The 17,273-nt window shown below is 62.6% G+C and carries 15 protein-coding genes; 7 read left to right on the forward strand and 8 right to left on the reverse strand.

From position 1 onward, the window contains the following. Positions 1 to 121: 121 nt before the first annotated feature. On the reverse strand, positions 122 to 271 hold the full coding sequence (locus HV823_RS18365; protein ID WP_176951196.1) for a hypothetical protein: 150 nt from the start codon (positions 269 to 271) through the stop codon (positions 122 to 124). A gap of 693 nt (positions 272 to 964) precedes the next feature. Here HV823_RS18365 and HV823_RS18370 point away from each other — a divergent pair. Both HV823_RS18370 and HV823_RS18375 read left to right on the forward strand, forming a co-directional pair. Beyond that, positions 965 to 1,408 carry a potassium channel family protein gene (locus tag HV823_RS18370; RefSeq protein ID WP_176951197.1) on the forward strand — a complete coding sequence of 148 codons (444 nt, stop codon included), beginning with the start codon at positions 965 to 967 and terminating at the stop codon, positions 1,406 to 1,408. Positions 1,409 to 1,531: 123 nt separating this feature from the next. Beyond that, positions 1,532 to 2,620: an AI-2E family transporter gene (locus HV823_RS18375; RefSeq protein WP_176951198.1), complete on the forward strand. Its 1,089-nt coding sequence runs from the start codon at positions 1,532 to 1,534 to the stop codon at positions 2,618 to 2,620. A 55-nt stretch (positions 2,621 to 2,675) separates the two neighbouring features. On the opposite strand, the gene HV823_RS18380 is transcribed toward HV823_RS18375, so the two are convergent. From HV823_RS18380 to HV823_RS18395, 4 genes are all read right to left on the reverse strand, one after another. Further along, complete coding sequence (locus HV823_RS18380; RefSeq protein ID WP_176951199.1) at positions 2,676 to 3,704, reverse strand: DUF2955 domain-containing protein; 1,029 nt, start codon at positions 3,702 to 3,704, stop codon at positions 2,676 to 2,678. Further along, the gene (locus HV823_RS18385; RefSeq protein WP_176951200.1) at positions 3,694 to 4,797 is read right to left on the reverse strand and encodes an HlyD family secretion protein; all 1,104 of its coding nucleotides are present in this window, start codon (positions 4,795 to 4,797) and stop codon (positions 3,694 to 3,696) included. The genes HV823_RS18380 and HV823_RS18385 overlap by 11 nt, the downstream gene beginning before the upstream one ends. Positions 4,798 to 4,959: 162 nt before the next feature. After that, complete coding sequence (locus HV823_RS18390; RefSeq protein WP_176951201.1) at positions 4,960 to 5,766, reverse strand: CYTH domain-containing protein; 807 nt, start codon at positions 5,764 to 5,766, stop codon at positions 4,960 to 4,962. 49 nt (positions 5,767 to 5,815) lie between these two features. Next, complete coding sequence (locus tag HV823_RS18395) at positions 5,816 to 7,255, reverse strand: Ppx/GppA phosphatase family protein (RefSeq protein ID WP_210270855.1); 1,440 nt, start codon at positions 7,253 to 7,255, stop codon at positions 5,816 to 5,818. A 480-nt stretch (positions 7,256 to 7,735) separates the two neighbouring features. Here HV823_RS18395 and HV823_RS18400 point away from each other — a divergent pair, with 480 nt between their 5' ends. From HV823_RS18400 to HV823_RS18420, 5 genes are all read left to right on the forward strand, one after another. After that, complete coding sequence (locus HV823_RS18400) at positions 7,736 to 8,896, forward strand: DUF2092 domain-containing protein (RefSeq protein ID WP_425487679.1); 1,161 nt, start codon at positions 7,736 to 7,738, stop codon at positions 8,894 to 8,896. Further along, entirely contained in the window at positions 8,893 to 9,105 is a 213-nt protein-coding gene (locus HV823_RS18405; RefSeq protein ID WP_176951203.1) for a hypothetical protein, read from the forward strand. Before HV823_RS18400 ends, HV823_RS18405 begins: the two co-directional genes overlap by 4 nt. A gap of 752 nt (positions 9,106 to 9,857) precedes the next feature. Then, complete coding sequence (locus HV823_RS18410; protein WP_176951204.1) at positions 9,858 to 11,249, forward strand: sigma 54-interacting transcriptional regulator; 1,392 nt, start codon at positions 9,858 to 9,860, stop codon at positions 11,247 to 11,249. Then, positions 11,242 to 13,257, forward strand: a complete 2,016-nt coding sequence (locus HV823_RS18415) for a sensor histidine kinase (protein WP_176951205.1) — start codon at positions 11,242 to 11,244, stop codon at positions 13,255 to 13,257. Before HV823_RS18410 ends, HV823_RS18415 begins: the two co-directional genes overlap by 8 nt. A 237-nt stretch (positions 13,258 to 13,494) precedes the next feature. After that, positions 13,495 to 15,147, forward strand: coding sequence for an OFA family MFS transporter (locus HV823_RS18420; protein WP_176951206.1), 1,653 nt, complete (start codon positions 13,495 to 13,497; stop codon positions 15,145 to 15,147). 76 nt (positions 15,148 to 15,223) lie between these two features. Here the strand turns inward: HV823_RS18420 and derI are convergent, their stop codons facing one another. From derI to HV823_RS18435, 3 genes are read right to left on the reverse strand one after another with little or no spacing between them, the layout of a single operon-like run. Beyond that, positions 15,224 to 15,685, reverse strand: coding sequence for a D-erythrulose-4-phosphate isomerase (derI, locus tag HV823_RS18425; protein WP_176951207.1), 462 nt, complete (start codon positions 15,683 to 15,685; stop codon positions 15,224 to 15,226). 13 nt (positions 15,686 to 15,698) lie between these two features. Continuing rightward, positions 15,699 to 16,469: a triose-phosphate isomerase gene (locus HV823_RS18430; protein WP_176951208.1), complete on the reverse strand. Its 771-nt coding sequence runs from the start codon at positions 16,467 to 16,469 to the stop codon at positions 15,699 to 15,701. Then, complete coding sequence (locus HV823_RS18435) at positions 16,466 to 17,239, reverse strand: DeoR family transcriptional regulator (protein ID WP_176951209.1); 774 nt, start codon at positions 17,237 to 17,239, stop codon at positions 16,466 to 16,468. The genes HV823_RS18430 and HV823_RS18435 overlap by 4 nt, the downstream gene beginning before the upstream one ends. Positions 17,240 to 17,273: the final 34 nt, after the last annotated feature.

Consider the following 17,273-nt stretch of genomic DNA (forward strand, 5'->3'; position numbering starts at 1 on the left):
GCGCAGGTCCATCATGTCATTGGTCATCGGTGGTCTTTCCATCAGGTTGTGCTTGAACAACCCAACCCTACCGGAAAAAGCCGATGACCACCGCTAGCCTGATACACCACCTCTCGGGACGTCATCCGACCCGTCCGCGAATGAAGGCGACCACGTCGTCGGCTGCCTTGCCGCGGGCGATTGCTTCCGGGTCGTCGGCGATGATCCGGCCTGGCGCCCACACGAGACTATCGCGCAGCTCGGCGCCTTGAGCCGCCAGCGCCTGGACCACCTCCGGTTCCTCGTCGGGTTGAACAGACGGATCTCGACGTTGGGGTGGGCGTTGAGGGCGGCTTTGACCTGATCGCTGGCCTTGCAATAGGGATCGTCAACGCGGCGATTAGTCTTCTTCGAGACGCCTTATGATCTGCGCTTTCATCGTCACGTCGTCGGCTTCGGAGGCGAGAATCTGTTTGATGTAGCCCACTTCGCCCTCGCGAACGACTGCCGACCTGTCGATCCTGTTTGCGCCGTCGTGCGGTCGAGTTGAAACGAGTGAAAACCGGCGCGCCCAATTGAGCGCTAGGGAAAATGCGCCGTGAACAGCGGCGTCACATGGCTGCTCCCACCTATGTTCAGGGAAAACGATAGCATGGTTCACATGCAATGTCGTCGCCCTTCAATTTGGGGCGGTGTGAGTGAGGCGCTCTTGGGATTGCGGAGATCTGCGGCTGGGGACCTCCGGTGCGGCGAAGGGTGACGGGATCATGCGACCGGAAACCGGACGCAACCCCACCGCTACAGTAAGTTACTTTTGCCTCGCGGGTTTCTGAGGCAGGCTGGTGTCCAAGAACCGCAAATTCAGTCTCGCCGCTGGAACAGCGGCGCTGGTCCAGCGCCACCGGAGTGGACAAGCAGCTTTGTTCGACGACCGGGCGACGGCGCGGTTGAAGGACACGGCAAGTTGCGGGGAGGGCGGGCCAAGATGTTGCTTCAAGTTATCACGGCCATTGCTGTGCTGCTGACCACGATCTTCATTCACGGCACGGCAGTGATGCTGCTGTTCCATATAGGACGAGGTCCCTTGACCGGGTCCAGGAAGCTTGCCGGGTACGCCCGACTGGGCATCACTTGCTTTTTTGTCGTCGGTTTTGTGATTGCACACCTTATCGAGATCATGGTGTGGGCGGTTGTGTACCGGCTGACGGGCGAACTGCCGAGCTTCGAGGAAGCCGTCTATTTCTCGGCGATTACCTTCGCCACGATCGGTTATGGCGACATCACGCTATCCCCCGAGTGGCGGCTCGCCAGTGCCATCGAAGGCGTGAACGGGATCCTGTTGTTCGGCTGGACCACGGCATTTCTGTTCAAGGTCTCGGAAATATGGTTCTCGCGACGGGACGCGCATGGGGAGAACGCCAGATCGTGAGACAGCCGATTGCGGTGCGGGACCCACCGCGGGGGAAACGAGGACCAGTGTTACGCAGTCATGTGCGCCTGCTCCCCCGCTGGGACAGGCTTCGACTTCCGATCCAATCCAGGAGGTGTTGTCATGCAAGAAGTGCGTAGCGACGGGGGACAGCGCCAGTATGTCGTGGAGACCGCCCTGGCATTGTTGCTGATGTCCCTGCTGATAGCCGCGTCTTTCCGGGTGTTGTTGCCCTTTGTCGGCATCCTGACCTATGCGGTGATCCTGTCCATCGCCACCGCGGGGCTGTTTGATCGATTGGTCGAACTGCTGGACGGGAGACGAAAGCTCGCAGCCGTGATTTTCGGCGTCGTCACCGCGGCCATCACCATCGTGCCGCTGATCTATCTCTGCTCATCCATTGCCAGCTATCTGAGTGTCGCCGAGGCCTGGCTCAGGGAGGCCGGTACGCGCGGTATCCCCAACCTTCCCGGTTGGCTTACGGGACTTCCGCTGGTCGGCGACGACGTGGCGGCGTTCTGGCAGAACCTGCAGCGCGATGGCCTGGTGTTGCTGGAGCGATACCAGCCGCAACTCGCGGCGATAGGAAAGTGGCTCCTGGCTCTGGGGGCAGGCCTCTTGTTCGCTGTCCTTGAAATTTTCGCGGGTGTGATTGTGGCCGCGATATTTCATGCCTCACGCGACCGCGTATTGGGGTACATCACCGCCATCCTCGAGCACATCGTCGGGCCGAGCGGAAGAGAAGACCTGGCTGCTGCGGGGAAGGCCATACAGGGCGTTGCAGTCGGTGTCGTTGGAACCGCCGTGCTCGAGGGGGTACTGGCCTGGATCGGCTTCGCAGTCGCCGGCGTTCCAGGAGCCGTTGCCTTGGCCGCAGCGACGTTTTTCCTGGCCGTCATCCAAATCGGGCCGTTGCTGGTTTGGGTGCCGGTGGCAATCTGGCTGGGTGCCGAGGGTCAGACCGGCTGGGCAATTTTCATGGTCGTATGGGGGATTGTTGCGCTGATGGGGACCGACACCTTCGTCAAGCCCATGCTGATTGCGCGCAGCGGCGAACTACCGATGCTCGTGCTCTTCATCGGCGTCATCGGCGGACTGGCTGCCTGGGGTTTTACCGGCATGTTCATCGGTGCGACGACGCTCGCCGTGCTCTGGACCGTGTTGCAGCTTTGGCTTGGCGCAAAAGGAAAACGGTCGGCCCCGGCCGCCTGAGTACGTCCTGCACGTTTCCGGGGAGGGCAAACGGAACCTCCGAGACCCGCGCTTGTCAACTGGCTTGGCCTTCCCGCAACTCCGATCTTGGCCAAAGGAGTACAGCCAACAGCAGCGCATAGATCAAGGCTGTGCCGACAAAGACGATGCGGGTCGCGAAAGATTCGGCAGCGCTGCCGGGCACCGGTGACACGCCGAGCCCGAACAGGATCAGGAACGTCGTCAGCGCGCCTGCGAACATCTTGGCGTCTTTCGAAGCGGCCGCGGCGCGCCCGCCAAGGATCAGCGTTACCGCCAGCACGATCAGGAAGATCGTAAACAGGTTGGGGCGCAGCATGAGGATGGAGTAGGCGACGGATGCCAGGATCCCGCCCGACAGATTGACGATCACCAGCCCGATAGCCACGCGGCCGCTCGCAGAGAGATCGAGCTGGCCGAGCAGCGAGGCGACGGTGATGGGGATCACGAGTGCTGCGGACAGTTGATCGTTGATCAGGCAGGCCGCGACCGCCACCAGCAGGATTGCCGTATTCGCCAGTGCCCGCCGGTAAGAAGGCGACCGGACGGTAGCCGAAGTCTCCACGGCGCGCGTCGAAGGCGGCTCCGGGATCACCGCATGGGCCAGCCACATCAGAAGCGTGCCGCCGAGGATGCCGGTCACGAGGATCGAAAGGATCGAATTCGCAAGGTCCTTGTTCAGAATCCCGATCAGCGGAACCATGATTGCGACCACCTGTACAAGAAAGATCGCGGGACCACCTTTGCCCGACAACTGCGCCACGAAGCAGAAGAAGTAGATCAGCCCCAAGAGGATCAGGAAGGTCGCATGACGATCGCCGAACAGGTTGGTCAGCACCATCATGCCGACACCCGTAAAGAAGATCAGCAAGGCTGCCCCCAATGTCTTGCCCAGCGGCATCGGGGCGGTGCTGCCCAACAGGAACTGCGCGGCAAACATGGGCACGAGGAACGGCACGATCGCACCCATTGCCACGGCGGCGGTGAAGCCCACGGAGACTGCAAACGCCACCCGCAGTCCCTTTCGACGCTGCTCGGCAAGAGGATTGTCGCGATCAGCCGACATAGGTCAGCACTGACACGATGCGGATCCAAAGCCAGCCCCAGGTATTGGTTATCGGATGATCCCCGGTGTAGATGACGACGTTCGCCTGTGAGCCATAGCGGATCCCTCGAGGACGCTCCCCGTCCAGAACCAACCTGACGGGAAAGCGCTGCGCCTCCCTGACCCAGCCGGTGTCGTTTCGGATCGTCGGCAGTCCTGTCCCCGGATCGGTCCCCTCCTGCGATACGCCGGCGCCGATGCTTTCGACCCTGGCAGGAAAGAGCCGACCTGGCAGCGCATCGAAAAGAACCTCCGCCCGGTTGCCTATGGCGACATTCTCCAGGCTGTTCTCCTTGAAGGCGGCGTTGATCCAGACTGTTCCGATATCTATGAACGTCATCGCCGGCTGGCCCGCCGTGACGACCTTGCCGATCGAGAGCTGCAGATTGGTGATAGCGCCCGCTGACGGCGCGCGGACGGTCGTGCGCAACAGATCGAGCCGGGCGAGTTCCAGTGCCGCGAGCGCCTCGCGAATCTGCGGATTGTCCTGGCCGGCTGGACCAAGCTCCTCCCTGGCTTTGGCAAGTTCCGCCTCCGCCCCCGAAACCGACGCCTCGGCCTGATCGTAGGCGGTCTTGGTCGCATCGTACCGGGCCTCGGGGTACACGCCCTGCTTCACCAGTCCGCTCGCCCGGGCCACCTCGTCGCGCATATGGTCGCGTTCCGCCTGTGCCTGCACCAGCTTGGCCTGCGCGGAATCGACAGCCGCAGTCGACGCACCGATGCTTTGCCCGACGCTCGCCAGTGCGGCTTCTGCATCCGCAACGGCGAGCTCGAATTGATCAGGATCGATGCGGAAAAGGACCTGGTTGGCTTCCACCCACGAATTGTCGGAAACGTTGACCTCGATTACCTGTCCCGTCACTTCAGCCGCGATGCCCACGACATAGGCCTGGGCCTGCGCCTGGGACGTGGAAGGCGTCCGTCTTTCCATGAAGACGGACAGCACGAAGAGGACGAGTGCCAGGAGGACGATGATGAGTGCTGTCCTGCGCAACGGATTGCGATTGGCGGCGACAGCATCGGCCTGATCTGAAAGCGGCTTCGAATCCACGGCTGCTTCCTTCAAATGACACTGTTCTTAGAGCCCGCGGCGCTTCGGCGCGGCGTTCGCATACTATACCTTGCCAGAAGAGAGGTGATGCGAATAGGGGGGCGGGTACCGCGGCCTGCCTTGTCTTTTCGGGTCGCGCAGACGCCTTCACGCGCCGGCATGTCATCCTTTCTTTTCCGGCGGGATCTCCCTGCTGAAAAACTCGAGTGCGCTCCTCGTTTTCGTCTCGTCGCTCGGCTCGGCCGCGACGCCGCACTTGCCCAGGAAGGCCCGGAATTCCACAGCCACCTGAAAGGCCTCGTCGGGTCTGCACTTCGTCGAGATCTCGAAGATGCGGGATCCGTCCGGGTAGAGCCAAAGTTCGACCGTCACGCGTCGATTGAAGTCCTTCGGCTGGTACTTGATGCGGAGAAGGTAGGTCGGTCCCAGCGCCACAAGGGAGTCGAGTGTGATGCCCACAGGAGCGTGTGCCTGGTAGAAGGCGCGCTGTTCTCGGGAAAACAGCGGCTCGAGCGGCGATCGGCCTTCCGTTACATCGAGCACCTCCTGGCCCGTGCATACGCCCTTGTAGGAGGCCGAACAGACGTATCCACCCGGCATGGCGTCGAGTTCGATCTTGAAGCCCGGCACACGGCGCAGCTCGGGATCGATCGTTTCCGGATCGACGGGGCGCAGCTTGATAACGGTATCCCCACCACCGCCCTGGATTCTCCGGGCGCGCACGACCACGCCAGCCTTGTTCAGCGCGAGGTCGGGGGTATCGAAGAAATAGGCCTGCCGTGGCTCCGCCTCGACCGGGTCGAAGCGGAGTCCCTTGACCGCTGCGCGATGACCCATGTCGGGAACCATCAGCTTGAGCTCGACGCTGGTCGACCCCTTCAGGAGTTCCAGCACCTTGAGCGCATCCTCGCCCGACATGGTCGTCGCTTTAGTGGTTTGAGGCGATTCTACTGTCTTGAGGGTAGCCATCTTGTCCCCCTGGGTATCCGGTTGTGTCCATTACCTGACTTGCCGACGCCTATGTGCCGAACCGTTCCACCATCAGGCCGTGGCGCAGGCCGCGGTCGCTGACCGTGAGCGCGGCCTTTCCAAGCTTCTGCATGATCGTGCGAACGATCAGGGCACCCGCGAGTATGACCTCCGCGCGGTTCGCCTGCAGTCCGGTGATGGTTCGCCTGGCGTTGGCATCGCGAGATCGGTAGAGCTCGATCTGACGGTCGATCTCGGCACTGTCGAGGACGGTGCCCTGCACGATGTCTGGGTCATACGTGGCAAGGCCATGCTTGACCGCCGTGAGGTTGGTTATCGCGCCGCCCATGCCCACGAGCTTGTCCGGAGAGGGGCGCCCGTCGAGGCGGTGGAGATCCGCCGAGATCGCCGACATTGCCTCGCGCAGCACCTCGTCGGATACGGCGCCGTCCAGCCCGAACCGGTCGGTGTAGCGCGCGGCGCCGACGTCGACGCTGAAGCGCTCGTCGATCGTGCCCCCTTGCCCGAAGGTGAACTGGGAACTGCCGCCGCCGGTGTCGAAGACGACGAGCGAGCCCGCCGTCGATCCCAAGGCGGCCGTCGTGGCCAGATAGGCCAGCCGGGCCTCTTCCTCACCCGAAATGACCTCGATCGTAAGGCCGGTGCGCGCGCGAACCGCGGCGACGACGTCGGCGGTGTTGGCAGCGATCCTCAGTCCGGCGGTACCGACTGCTGCGATGGCCCGCACACCCATTCGCCGGGCTTCCTCCGCCATCTTGGCAATCGCGGCCGCCGTCCGCTCGAGCGGCGCATCGCCGATGCGGCCGGTTTCCGCAAGCCCCTCGCCAAGGCGGGTCACCTCGGCGCGATCGGCAAGGGTGCGCCACCTGCCGTCCGGATCGCGCGCGGCCGCATGGAACTTCACCGAGTTGGTCCCGACGTCGACCACGGCATAGCTCTCCGGCGCACCGTCGATCAGAGCTGCGAGGCCGCGGGGATAGCTGACATTCGTGTAGCCGCCGAGCCCCAATCCCTCCACGGCCCGGACGACAGCGCCGCCGTCCTCCGATTCCACCGCGATCGTTCGGGTGGCCTTTCCGTTTCCAATGACATCCGAGAGCTCGGACGTGCAGCCGCCGATCACGTATCGTACCCGCCGCTTGTGGACCTTTACGACCCGGAGCCCGCTGTCCTGGCCTGCGAATGTCTCGAGGAACGCGTCGAGCGTGTAACCCTCGCGCAAGGAACCAGGCACAGGCTGATGAAGCGCGCCAAGAACCGCCGCGGTGTCGCTCGAAGACAGCGGAAATCCCGTCTTGAGCACTGGCTCCCACTGTTCCAGCCCTTCCGGGCTAACCACCCGCAGGACCTTCAGGTCCATCAGGCGGTCGCGCACTTTCACGTTCTCGCCGCCGGGAGCGAGCAGATAGATTTCATCGCTCTCCTGAACGCCTGTCGGTTCCATTTGCGCAAGCTGCGCGTCAGCCAACCCGAAGCGGCTCCCGAAGGACCGCCATTCCCAGCGCGGTGTGATCCTGGACATGGAAAGAGAACTCGGATGCGGGTAGACCGGAAACAACGATATCATACTCCGCTTGGTTCAGCCTGTAGAGCCCTTGCAGCGCCCCGGATCATGATTTCCGGCTGCGCCAGTTCAAGGTCGTTGTCGTTTGGGACTGCTCAGTGCTTCAAGGATGTCGTTCTCGACCCGACAGATGCCATGCGGATCGTGCGAAATAGACCCGCAAATTAAAGTGTCGGTTTTTTTAAATTTTGATATATTTATTTCTCTTAATATTCTCTCTAATTATAGCATTGAAAGTGCATTGTAATTCAATCCTAAAGTAAAATTAGAAGGATTGTTGCGATGTTAAACGCACCCACGAACATGTCTGGGCGGGAAAAAATCATCAGCGTCGGCAGGTTGGCAACTAGACATAAGTCAATTCGTAGACGGTTTGTTGGAAATATTTTTTCGGCAGTTGTCTTTTCTGCAATAGCAAGTAACGCTTCCTGGGCCCAAGGGGTGAGCGACCCGGCCATGCAGTACAGCAAGGAAGCGATGCAGCAGGCATTGCAAACGAGGGAGCAGTACGATGTTCACGGACTGCGCTTCGATACCGGCAAGGCAACATTGCAGCCGGGCGCCGAGCCACTGCTCGACGACATCGCGACCGCCCTCAAGAACTTCCCGGATTGGAGCTTGAGAATTGTCGGCCATACGGATGCGAGCGGCAGCGCGGAGATCAACGAAAGTCTTTCACTCGAGCGCGCCGACACGATCAAGGCAGCGCTGGCCGAGCGAGGGATCGAGCCTGACAGGCTGATGTCAGGGGGTGCCGGGCAGGATCGGCCGATCGCCAGCAACGACACAGAGGAAGGAAGAGCGCTCAATCGTCGCGTCGAACTCGTGCGGGTGACCAACTCGCCCGAAGCCAAGAAACTGCTGAAGGCCATGTCCGATTACCTGGCTGCCCAGACGGCTCTATCGTTCAGTTATGATTCCAATCTCCAGGTCGTCACCAATACTGAACAAAAGCTCGGGCTGGCAAGTTCAGGCACCGTGATCCTCAGCCGGCCCGACAAGGTGCACACGACCCGTTCCGGCGGGTTTGTCGATACCGAGGCCCTGTTTGACGGCAAGACGCTCACGCTTCTGGGAAAGAGCGTCAACAAGTACACGCAGGTCGAGATGGCCGGCACGGTCGATCAACTGATAGACGAACTGAAGGACAAGCATGGACTACCGTTACCGGCCGCAGATTTGCTGATGACTAACGTTTATGACGAGCTGATGCAGGGTGTGTACGATTCGAAGGACCTGGGAAGCGGCGTCATCAACGGTCATGAGTGCGATTCTCTTGCCTTCCGCAAGGACGATGTGGATTTCCAGATCTGGGTCGCCCACGGAGAACAACCATTCCCCTGCCGCTTGGCCATTACCTCCAGAGAGGTCAAGGGTGCTCCGGAGTACACGGTTCAGATCAGGGACTGGAAGTCCGGCGACGCGGTCATGCCGGGTGATTTCGCCTTCAAGAACCCGACGAATGCCGAAAAGATCGATGTGAACGACCTCAAGCAGAACCTCGGCGAACTGCCGGGGAACTTCGTCCTGGGAGATGAAAAATGAGCTTCTACAAACGCACGGGAATCATCTCGCTTGCTTTGGCGGCTGTGCTTTGCATCGGCGACCTTGCGAGCGACGCGCCAAGGATATCGATCCCCAGCTTCGTCTCTCCTGCCGTTGCCGAAGTCGGCCGACCGCTGACGCCGGTCAGCGTGGCCGGTGTCGCCCGACGGACGACACGGCGTTGTGCCGCCGGTGTCTACAATTGCTAGGCAATGCGAGCGGTAACCTCTCCAACGGCCGCATGTCCGAGCCGTGGACCTTCACCGGTGGGCCGATGACCAGTGAATGGGCAGTGGCGCGAACGGATCCAGACCAAGGGGTAGTGTGATTTCCACCCGTCGCTGTCCCACGTTGAATTCGCCGTCGGATACGAGTTGGGGCAGCGGCAACCTCAATTCGGTGCGCCGTCTGCGTTGGTCTCGGGTCCCGTTTTCGAGTGCGATCGACGATCCGCAAGATCGTCGCATCCCCTTTTGCTAAGAGCGTATGGCGCTGATGAGCGCTGCAGCGGCCGTAGTGGCCTCCTGCTGCCACGGCCGTGATGCGTATCCCAATCGACCGTCGCCAGTTTTGGCATGTCGATCCTCAACATGCGTCCGATCGGTCGCGCGACGACGGACGGCCACGCCATCGTCCGCAAACCAAGCCTGGATGAATTGCCGCCACCCTCCGTCATGATCCTTGATTCGCACGGAGGTTCGAAACCGCTGTTCGTCCGCCTCTTCATCGGAGATCTTTATACAATTTTTCCGAGAGGTGGGACCTTCGCGCTTCTCGGTGACCACAAGGGAACCGCGAGAACTCGCTTCTCTGGGGATGATGGGCCTGCACGCCTTGGGGCGCTGGCCGTGAGATCATTTAAGGCGGGAAGCCACAGGCCGGCCGGTGGCCGGCTTGTGCTCCCGTGAGGTGCTTCCTATGGTGGTGGCCTTACGGGCGTTGCCGCTGAGGAGGAGATCAGGTGCCAAGTGAAGCCGCACGCATTGTGCGCGATACGTCTGCCGATCCGGAATTTGGCCCTTGGCTGCTTCAAGCCTCCATTCTCGTCGTCGATGACGAGCCAGGGATGCGAAACTTTCTGCTGCGCACGCTCGGGCCGCGCTGCAAGCACCTGGAATTGGCAGCCGATACCGAAGAAGCCTCGCGCAAGCTCGACCAGCATCATTTCGACGTGGTGATCCTCGACAATATCATGCCGAAGAAGAACGGCGTGGAGTGGCTCGCCGAACAGCGCGCCATCGGTTTCTTTGCTGACGCCATCCTGATGACGGCCTATGCAGACCTCGAAACCGCCATCCAGGCGCTGCGGGCCGGTGCCGTCGACTTCATCCTGAAGCCCTTCCGCTCCAATCAGTTGCTGAATGCCGTGGCACGTTGCCTCGACCGAATCCGCCTGCAGCGCGAAAACTATGTGCTGCGCTACGAGTTGAAGGCGACGTCCGACCACATCCTGCTACGCGACCGGCTGATCGGTGAATCAGCCGCCATTGCCGGGGTGCGGGAGACGATTGCCCGGGTTGCGCCGCTGCCGACGTCGGTCCTGCTCACCGGCCAGTCGGGCACGGGCAAGGAGGTGGCGGCGCGTTCGCTGCATTCCCTGTCCGAGCGGGCGGCAAAGCCTTTCGTGCCAATCAATTGCGGAGCGATCCCGCCCGATATGATCGAAAGCGAGCTTTTCGGGCATCTGAAGGGCGCCTTCACCGGCGCGGAGCGCGCACGCGAAGGCCTTTTCCTGCATGCGCAGGGCGGCACCCTTTTCCTGGACGAGATAAGCGAAATGCCGCTTGCGACGCAGAGCAAGCTGCTGCGTGTGCTGGAGGACCGAAAAGTGCGTCCCGTCGGTTCGGAACGCGAGGTTCCGGTCGACCTGCGCTTCGTCTTTGCCACCAATGCGGAATTGGAAAAAGAGGTTCAGGCGGGCCGCTTCCGCGCGGACCTCTTCTTCCGCATCAATGTCATGCAGATCCATCTTCCGCCGCTGAAGGCGCGCGATGGCGATGCAATCGAGCTTGCGACGCTGTTCATGAAAAAGCTCTCCGCCCAGCTCGGCATGCCCGCCGTGCCGATCGACGCGTCGGCCAGGCAGGCACTCGCCACCTACGACTGGCCCGGCAACGTGCGGGAACTGCGCAACCTGATCGAGCGTACACTGATCCTCGGCCGGTTCCCCGAAGGGCTGGGATCGGGCACGGCTGCGCCGGCGCCCGGCGAGGGCGGAGCGCTGGCCGATGTGGAACGGCGCCACATTCTCTCCGTGCTCGCCGATTGCAACGGCCAGCGCGAGGAGGCGGCCCGGCGGCTTGGCATTTCGCGCAAGACCATCGACCGCAAGCTGGCCGCCTGGGATGGTTGAAGGCAGATCCAAAGACGCGTTCCGGCCGGCGCGCTCCGTGCGCTACCGGTTGCTCGCTATCGCCCTTCTGCCCATGCTCGTGGTGCTGCCGCTGTTGCTCGGCGTCACGGTCTATCGCTGGAACGAAAAGTTCGATGCGACGCTGATTTCCAAGGTCAACGGCGACCTCACCATCGCCCATCAGTATCTCGCCCACATTCTCGAAAATACGGGCGAGCACGTCACCGCGCTCGGGGCTTCCGCCCGCTTCCGGGATGCGGCCGGCGACGTCGCAGCACTACGGGGTCTCCTGAAAGAGGCACGCGCGCGATTGGAACTCGATTTCCTCTATGTGATGGCGCCCGATGGCCGGCTCGTTGTGTCCGTCACCTCCGAGACCGCCGATGCGCTCCGCACCGACTGGCCCGTCATCCGCGATGTGCTTACGGGCAAGGCCGCAACGGGCATAGACATCTTCGACAACGCCGATCTCGAGAGACTCTCGCCGGACCTTGCCGCCCGCGCGCGGCTGCCGCTCGTTCAGACGCCGAATGCGGTGCCGACCGACCGTACGGAGGAGACGCGCGGCATGGTCGTGCAGAGCGCCAGCCCCGTCACGCTTGGCGAGGGGCGGGCGGGAGTGATCGTCGGCGGTATCCTGCTCAATCAGAACCTCGTCTTCATCGATACGATCAACGACCTCGTCTATCGCGAGGCGAGCCTGCCGGAAGGCAGCCAGGGCACAGCAACGCTCTTCCTCGATGACGTGCGCATCAGCACGAATGTGCGCCTGTTCGAGGGGCGCCGCGCGCTCGGCACCCGTGTCTCCTCGGCCGTACGTTCGGCGGTGCTGGGGGAGGGGCGCACCTGGCTCGACAGCGCCTTCGTCGTCAATGACTGGTATGTTTCCGCCTACGAGCCGATCATCGACAGTTTCGGCAGGCGCGTGGGCATGCTCTATGTGGGCTTTCTCGAGGCGCCGTTTACGGCGGCAAAATACCGGACGGCGTTGACCATTGCCGTGGTTTTCCTCGCGATCACGGCGGCGAGCGTACCGATTTTCCTGCGCTGGGCGCGCGGCATTTTCGAACCGTTGGAGCGCGTTGACGCGACCATTGCCAAGGTCGAGGGCGGCGATCTTTCGGCGCGGACCGGTCCCGTCGACAGCCAGGACGAGATCGGCCGCGTCGCCGTGCATCTCGACGACCTGCTCGGCCAGCTCGAACAGAACGACCAGGAGCTGCGTCGCTGGAACGAGGAGCTGAACGCGCGTGTCGACGAGCGTACCCGTGAATTGAAGCTTGCCAATCGGCAGCTCGAAGCGACCACCAAGCAGCTCATCCTGTCCGAAAAGCTTGCTGCCATTGGCGAGATCACCGCAGGCGTCGCGCACGAGATCAACAATCCGATCGCTGTCATGCAAGGCAACCTGGAGGTCGTGCGGGCGATCGTCGGCGAAAAGGCCGAGCTTGCGAAGGTCGAATTCCGGCTTCTCGACGAGCAGATCCAGCGCATCAGCCAGATCGTGACCAAGCTCCTGCAATTCGCAAAGCCGGAGGAATTTGCCGGTTTCGCCGGTCGCCACGCGCCCGGCATGGCGGTGGCGGACTGCATGCCGCTGGTCCAGCATTTGCTGGCCAAGGCCACGATCGACGTGCAGCTGGAAAATACGGCCGAACGACTGGTGCTGATGAACCGCACCGAACTCCAGCAGGTCGTCGTCAATCTCGTGGTCAACGCCATCCATGCCATGCCCGACGGCGGCAGGCTGACCATTGCGACGCGGGATGGCGAGCGCAGCGGGCGGAGCGGGGTCGAGATCGTCGTCAGCGATACGGGCGTGGGCATGGCTGCGGACGTGGTCGCAAAGGTCTTCGACCCGTTCTTCACGACCAAGCGTCAGGAAGGGACGGGCCTCGGCCTGTCGATCAGCCAGACCCTGGTGACGCGACAGGGCGGCGCAATCTCCGCCACAAGCTCGCCCGGCAGGGGCGCGAGCTTCACTATCTGGCTGCCGGAAGCAGCCTGACCGGACATTTTGTCCCCTGGATGCGGACAAAATGTCCGGACTGACCTGCATCTTTCGCGGAAACCCATGATTCCTCGCAGGTTTTTTCCTGGCACGCACCTTGCAAAGCAGGTCGCGGGGGCGGTGCCTGCTGCTTGCACGGAGGATGCAGGCGATGCGGACACCTAAGGGCGATCCTGCCCGCCTTTCCATAACGAAATCTTCGCATCCGAGGGGGTGCGCGGCGGAGGAGACCCAATGACTGCATCAACCGAGACCTATGCCGGTTCCCAATCCGGCGGCATCCTCGACCGGGAGCGCATCATCGCCAAGCCCGGCTTCAACCGCTGGCTGGTTCCGCCGGCAGCGCTCGCCATCCATCTTTGTATCGGCATGGCCTACGGCTTCAGCGTGTTCTGGCTACCGCTTTCCAACGCGCTCGGAGCCGATCAGGCCGCGACCTGTGCCGACATGTCGCTCGTGTCCGCGCTGTTTACGACGAACTGCAACTGGCGCGTCTCGGACCTCGGCTGGATATACACGCTGTTCTTCGTCCTGCTCGGCTCGTCTGCCGCCATATGGGGCGGCTGGCTGGAGCGGGCCGGCCCCCGCAAGGCCGGCGTCGTCTCGGCCGTCTGTTGGTGCGGCGGCATCGCGGTTGCGGCACTCGGCGTCCTGAGCCACCAGCTCTGGCTGATGTGGCTCGGTGCCGGCGTTATCGGCGGCGTGGGCCTTGGCCTCGGCTATATCTCGCCGGTCTCGACGCTGATCAAATGGTTCCCGGACCGCCGCGGCATGGCGACCGGCATGGCGATCATGGGCTTCGGCGGTGGCGCGATGATCGGCGCCCCGCTCGCCGACATGTTGATGAACAGCTTCAAGGGTCCGGATTCCGTTGGTGTGTGGCAGACCTTCCTTGTCATGGCGGCGATCTATTTCGTCTTCATGATGGGCGGTGCCTTCGGCTACCGCATTCCGCCGGCCGGCTGGCGCCCGGAGGGCTGGACACCGCCGTCGAATACCAAATCGGCGATGATTACCGCCCACCATGTCCACCTGCGCGATGCTCACAAGACCAAGCAGTTCTGGTTGATCTGGGCGGTGCTCTGCCTCAACGTTTCGGCAGGTATCGGGGTTATCGGCATGGCGTCGCCCATGCTGCAGGAAATCTTCGGCGGCCGGCTCATCGGGCAGCCTGAATTGACCTTCACCGAGCTCAACGCGGACCAGAAGGCCGCGATTGCGGCGATCGCGGCGGGCTTTGCCGGCCTGCTTTCGCTCTTCAACATTGGCGGGCGCTTCTTCTGGGCATCGCTCTCCGACAGGCTCGGCCGCAAGAACACCTACTATACCTTCTTCGTTCTCGGCATCGTGCTCTATGCGCTGGCTCCGACGGCGGCACACCTGGGCAGCCAGGTTCTGTTCGTCGGCATTTTCTGCATCATCCTGTCGATGTACGGTGGGGGCTTTGCAACAATCCCGGCCTATCTGGCCGACATCTTCGGCACGCAGTTCGTGGGCGCCATCCACGGCCGGCTGCTGACGGCCTGGGCGACGGCCGGGATCATCGGCCCGGTCGTGGTGAACTATATCCGGGAGTTCCAGATTTCCGCCGGCATTCCGCGCGACCAGGTGTATGACTTCACCATGTACATTCTCGCCGGCATGCTGGCGCTGGGCCTTGTGGCCAACGCGCTGGTACGGCCGCTCTCGGAAAAATGGTACATGAAACCGGAAGAAGTCGCCGCCCTTCAGGCAAAGTCCGCAGCCGCACAGGCAGGCCCCACGGGCTCCTTCGGCATCGGCAAGGGCGGGCTTGACGGTCAGGCTGCACTTGCGTGGGCCGTCGTCGGCATTCCGATCCTCTGGGGCGTATGGATCACGCTGCAGAAGACGGCCGCGTTGTTCTGACGCGATCGAGACGAAGGCATTTCGGGAGCCCCGGCCAATGGCCGGGGCTCTTTGCTTCGCTAAGCGAGGGAGCTGCTTATTTTGCTGCAGCGTTGTACTTGGCATCCACCTCGTTGATCGCCTTGACGTTGCCGGCAGAGCGGCCGTTTTCGTCGAAGGTCTGCGCGAGGTAGGCGTCGGCAATGGCCTTGGCGAGTTCGGGGCCGATGACGCGGGAGCCCATGGTGATGATCTGGGCGTTGTTGGAAAGGGCGGCGCGCTCGGCAGAATAGGTGTCGTGCGTCAGCGCGGCGCGGATGCCGGGCACCTTGTTGGCGGAGATGCAGACGCCGATGCCGGTGCCGCAGACGAGGATGGCGCGGTCGTATTCGCCGGCGATGACGGCGGAGCCGACACGGTCGGAGATATTGGCATAGAATGCGTCCGGGCCGGCATCGGTGCGCGAGACTTCGTGCACGTCATGGCGGTCCTTGAGGTAATCGGCGAGAACTTTTGCGAGGCCTTCGCCCGCGCTGTCACCGGCTATTGCGAGTTTCATGAGAGATCTCCTTTCAGATCGTTGCGGCGCAACGCGCCAGAATGTCGAGATAGCCTTCAACCTTCCAGGCTGAGCGGCCGATGAAGAGCCCGTCTATGTTCGGGCAGGCGATCAGTTCCTCGCAGTTCTGCGGGTTTACCGAACCGCCGTAGAGGCAGGGAATGCGGCGGCCGAGCACATCTTCCGCCACCTTGGCGATCTCGGCATGGCGCGCGTCCGCATAGTCGGCAGTCGCCGGGATGCCCTTTTCGCCGATCGCCCAGACGGGTTCGTAGGCGAGCAGGATCTCTGCCTGCTTCTGGGTGCCCTCAAGCTTGGCGAGCGCACCGCGCACCTGCCTGGCCAGCACCTCGGTTGCGTTGCCGCTTTCGCGGTCGGCAAGCGTTTCGCCGATGCAGATCAGCGGCACGAGGCCGTGGCGCACGGCCGCTTCCGTCTTGAGCCCGACCGTCTCGTCGGTTTCGCCGAAATGCTCGCGGCGTTCGGAATGGCCAAGCTCGACGAGATCGAGATTGCAATCCTTCAGCATGACCGGGGAGACCTCGCCGGTCCAGGCGCCTTCGTCGGCCCAATGCATGTTCTGTGCGCCGACCTTGACAGAGGTGGCCGACAGCATCGCCTTGACTTCGCGCACGGCGGTAAACGGGGGGATGACGAAGCGCTGAATGCGAGTGTCGCGGCCGCCGTCGGCCGCTTTCAGGCCTTCGGCGAAGACCTTCGCCTCCGCCAGCGTCTTGTTCATCTTCCAGCTCGTACCGACCCAGAACGTCCGGCTTTGGTTCATGTTGTTGTCTCCTTTGCGATCCTGACCGCCGTTCCGCCGCTGCCGAGCTCGGCTGAGGTGTCGGGGGGCAGGGGTTTGTCGGATATGATCGTGTCGAATTCGGCGAGATCGGCAAGCACATGCAGCGCCGTGTGGCCGAAACGGCGGCTGTTGATCACAAGGCACTTCTGGCCGCTTGCGGCCATCATCGCCTGCTTGGAGCGGACCACCGCCTCGTCCATGTGATAGGCGAGCCGGCCGGATGCGGCCGGCGCGGAGATAAAGGCGATGTCGGCGCGCAGCCGCGACAGGGCCTCTTCCGTGACGATGCCGAAATAGGCGTTGAACTTGGCGGAATAGACCCCGCCTGTGCCCATCAGCGTCACCCCGGCGATGGCCTTGGCACGCTCCATGATCGCGGCATTGTTGGTGATGATGGTGATCGGCTTCTTCTGGCAGAGCACGTCGCCGAGCACAGACGCCATCGAGCCGTCGTTGATCATCACGGTCATGCCGGGTTCGACCAGGCTTGCTGCCGTCTCCGCCAGTGCGCGCTTGACGTCGGATTCCTGCAACTCGCGAAACCGGAAATCGCTTTCGAATTGTGTGCCGGCATCGATCGTGGCGCCCCCGCGCACCTTGCGCAGTACACCCGCACGTTCGAGATCGTCGAGGTCGCGATGGATGGTCATCCTGGAAACGCCGAAGCGCGCCGCGATGTCGTCGAGTTCGACGGCCCGGCTTTCGACCAGAAGATTGATGATCTCCTGCCTGCGCTCTTCCCGTTTCACCGCGTTCTCCATCCTACGCCGCGGCCGGCTATAA

It is taken from the genome of Mycoplana rhizolycopersici, from assembly GCF_013378445.1.
GTDB lineage: Bacteria > Pseudomonadota > Alphaproteobacteria > Rhizobiales > Rhizobiaceae > Mycoplana > Mycoplana rhizolycopersici.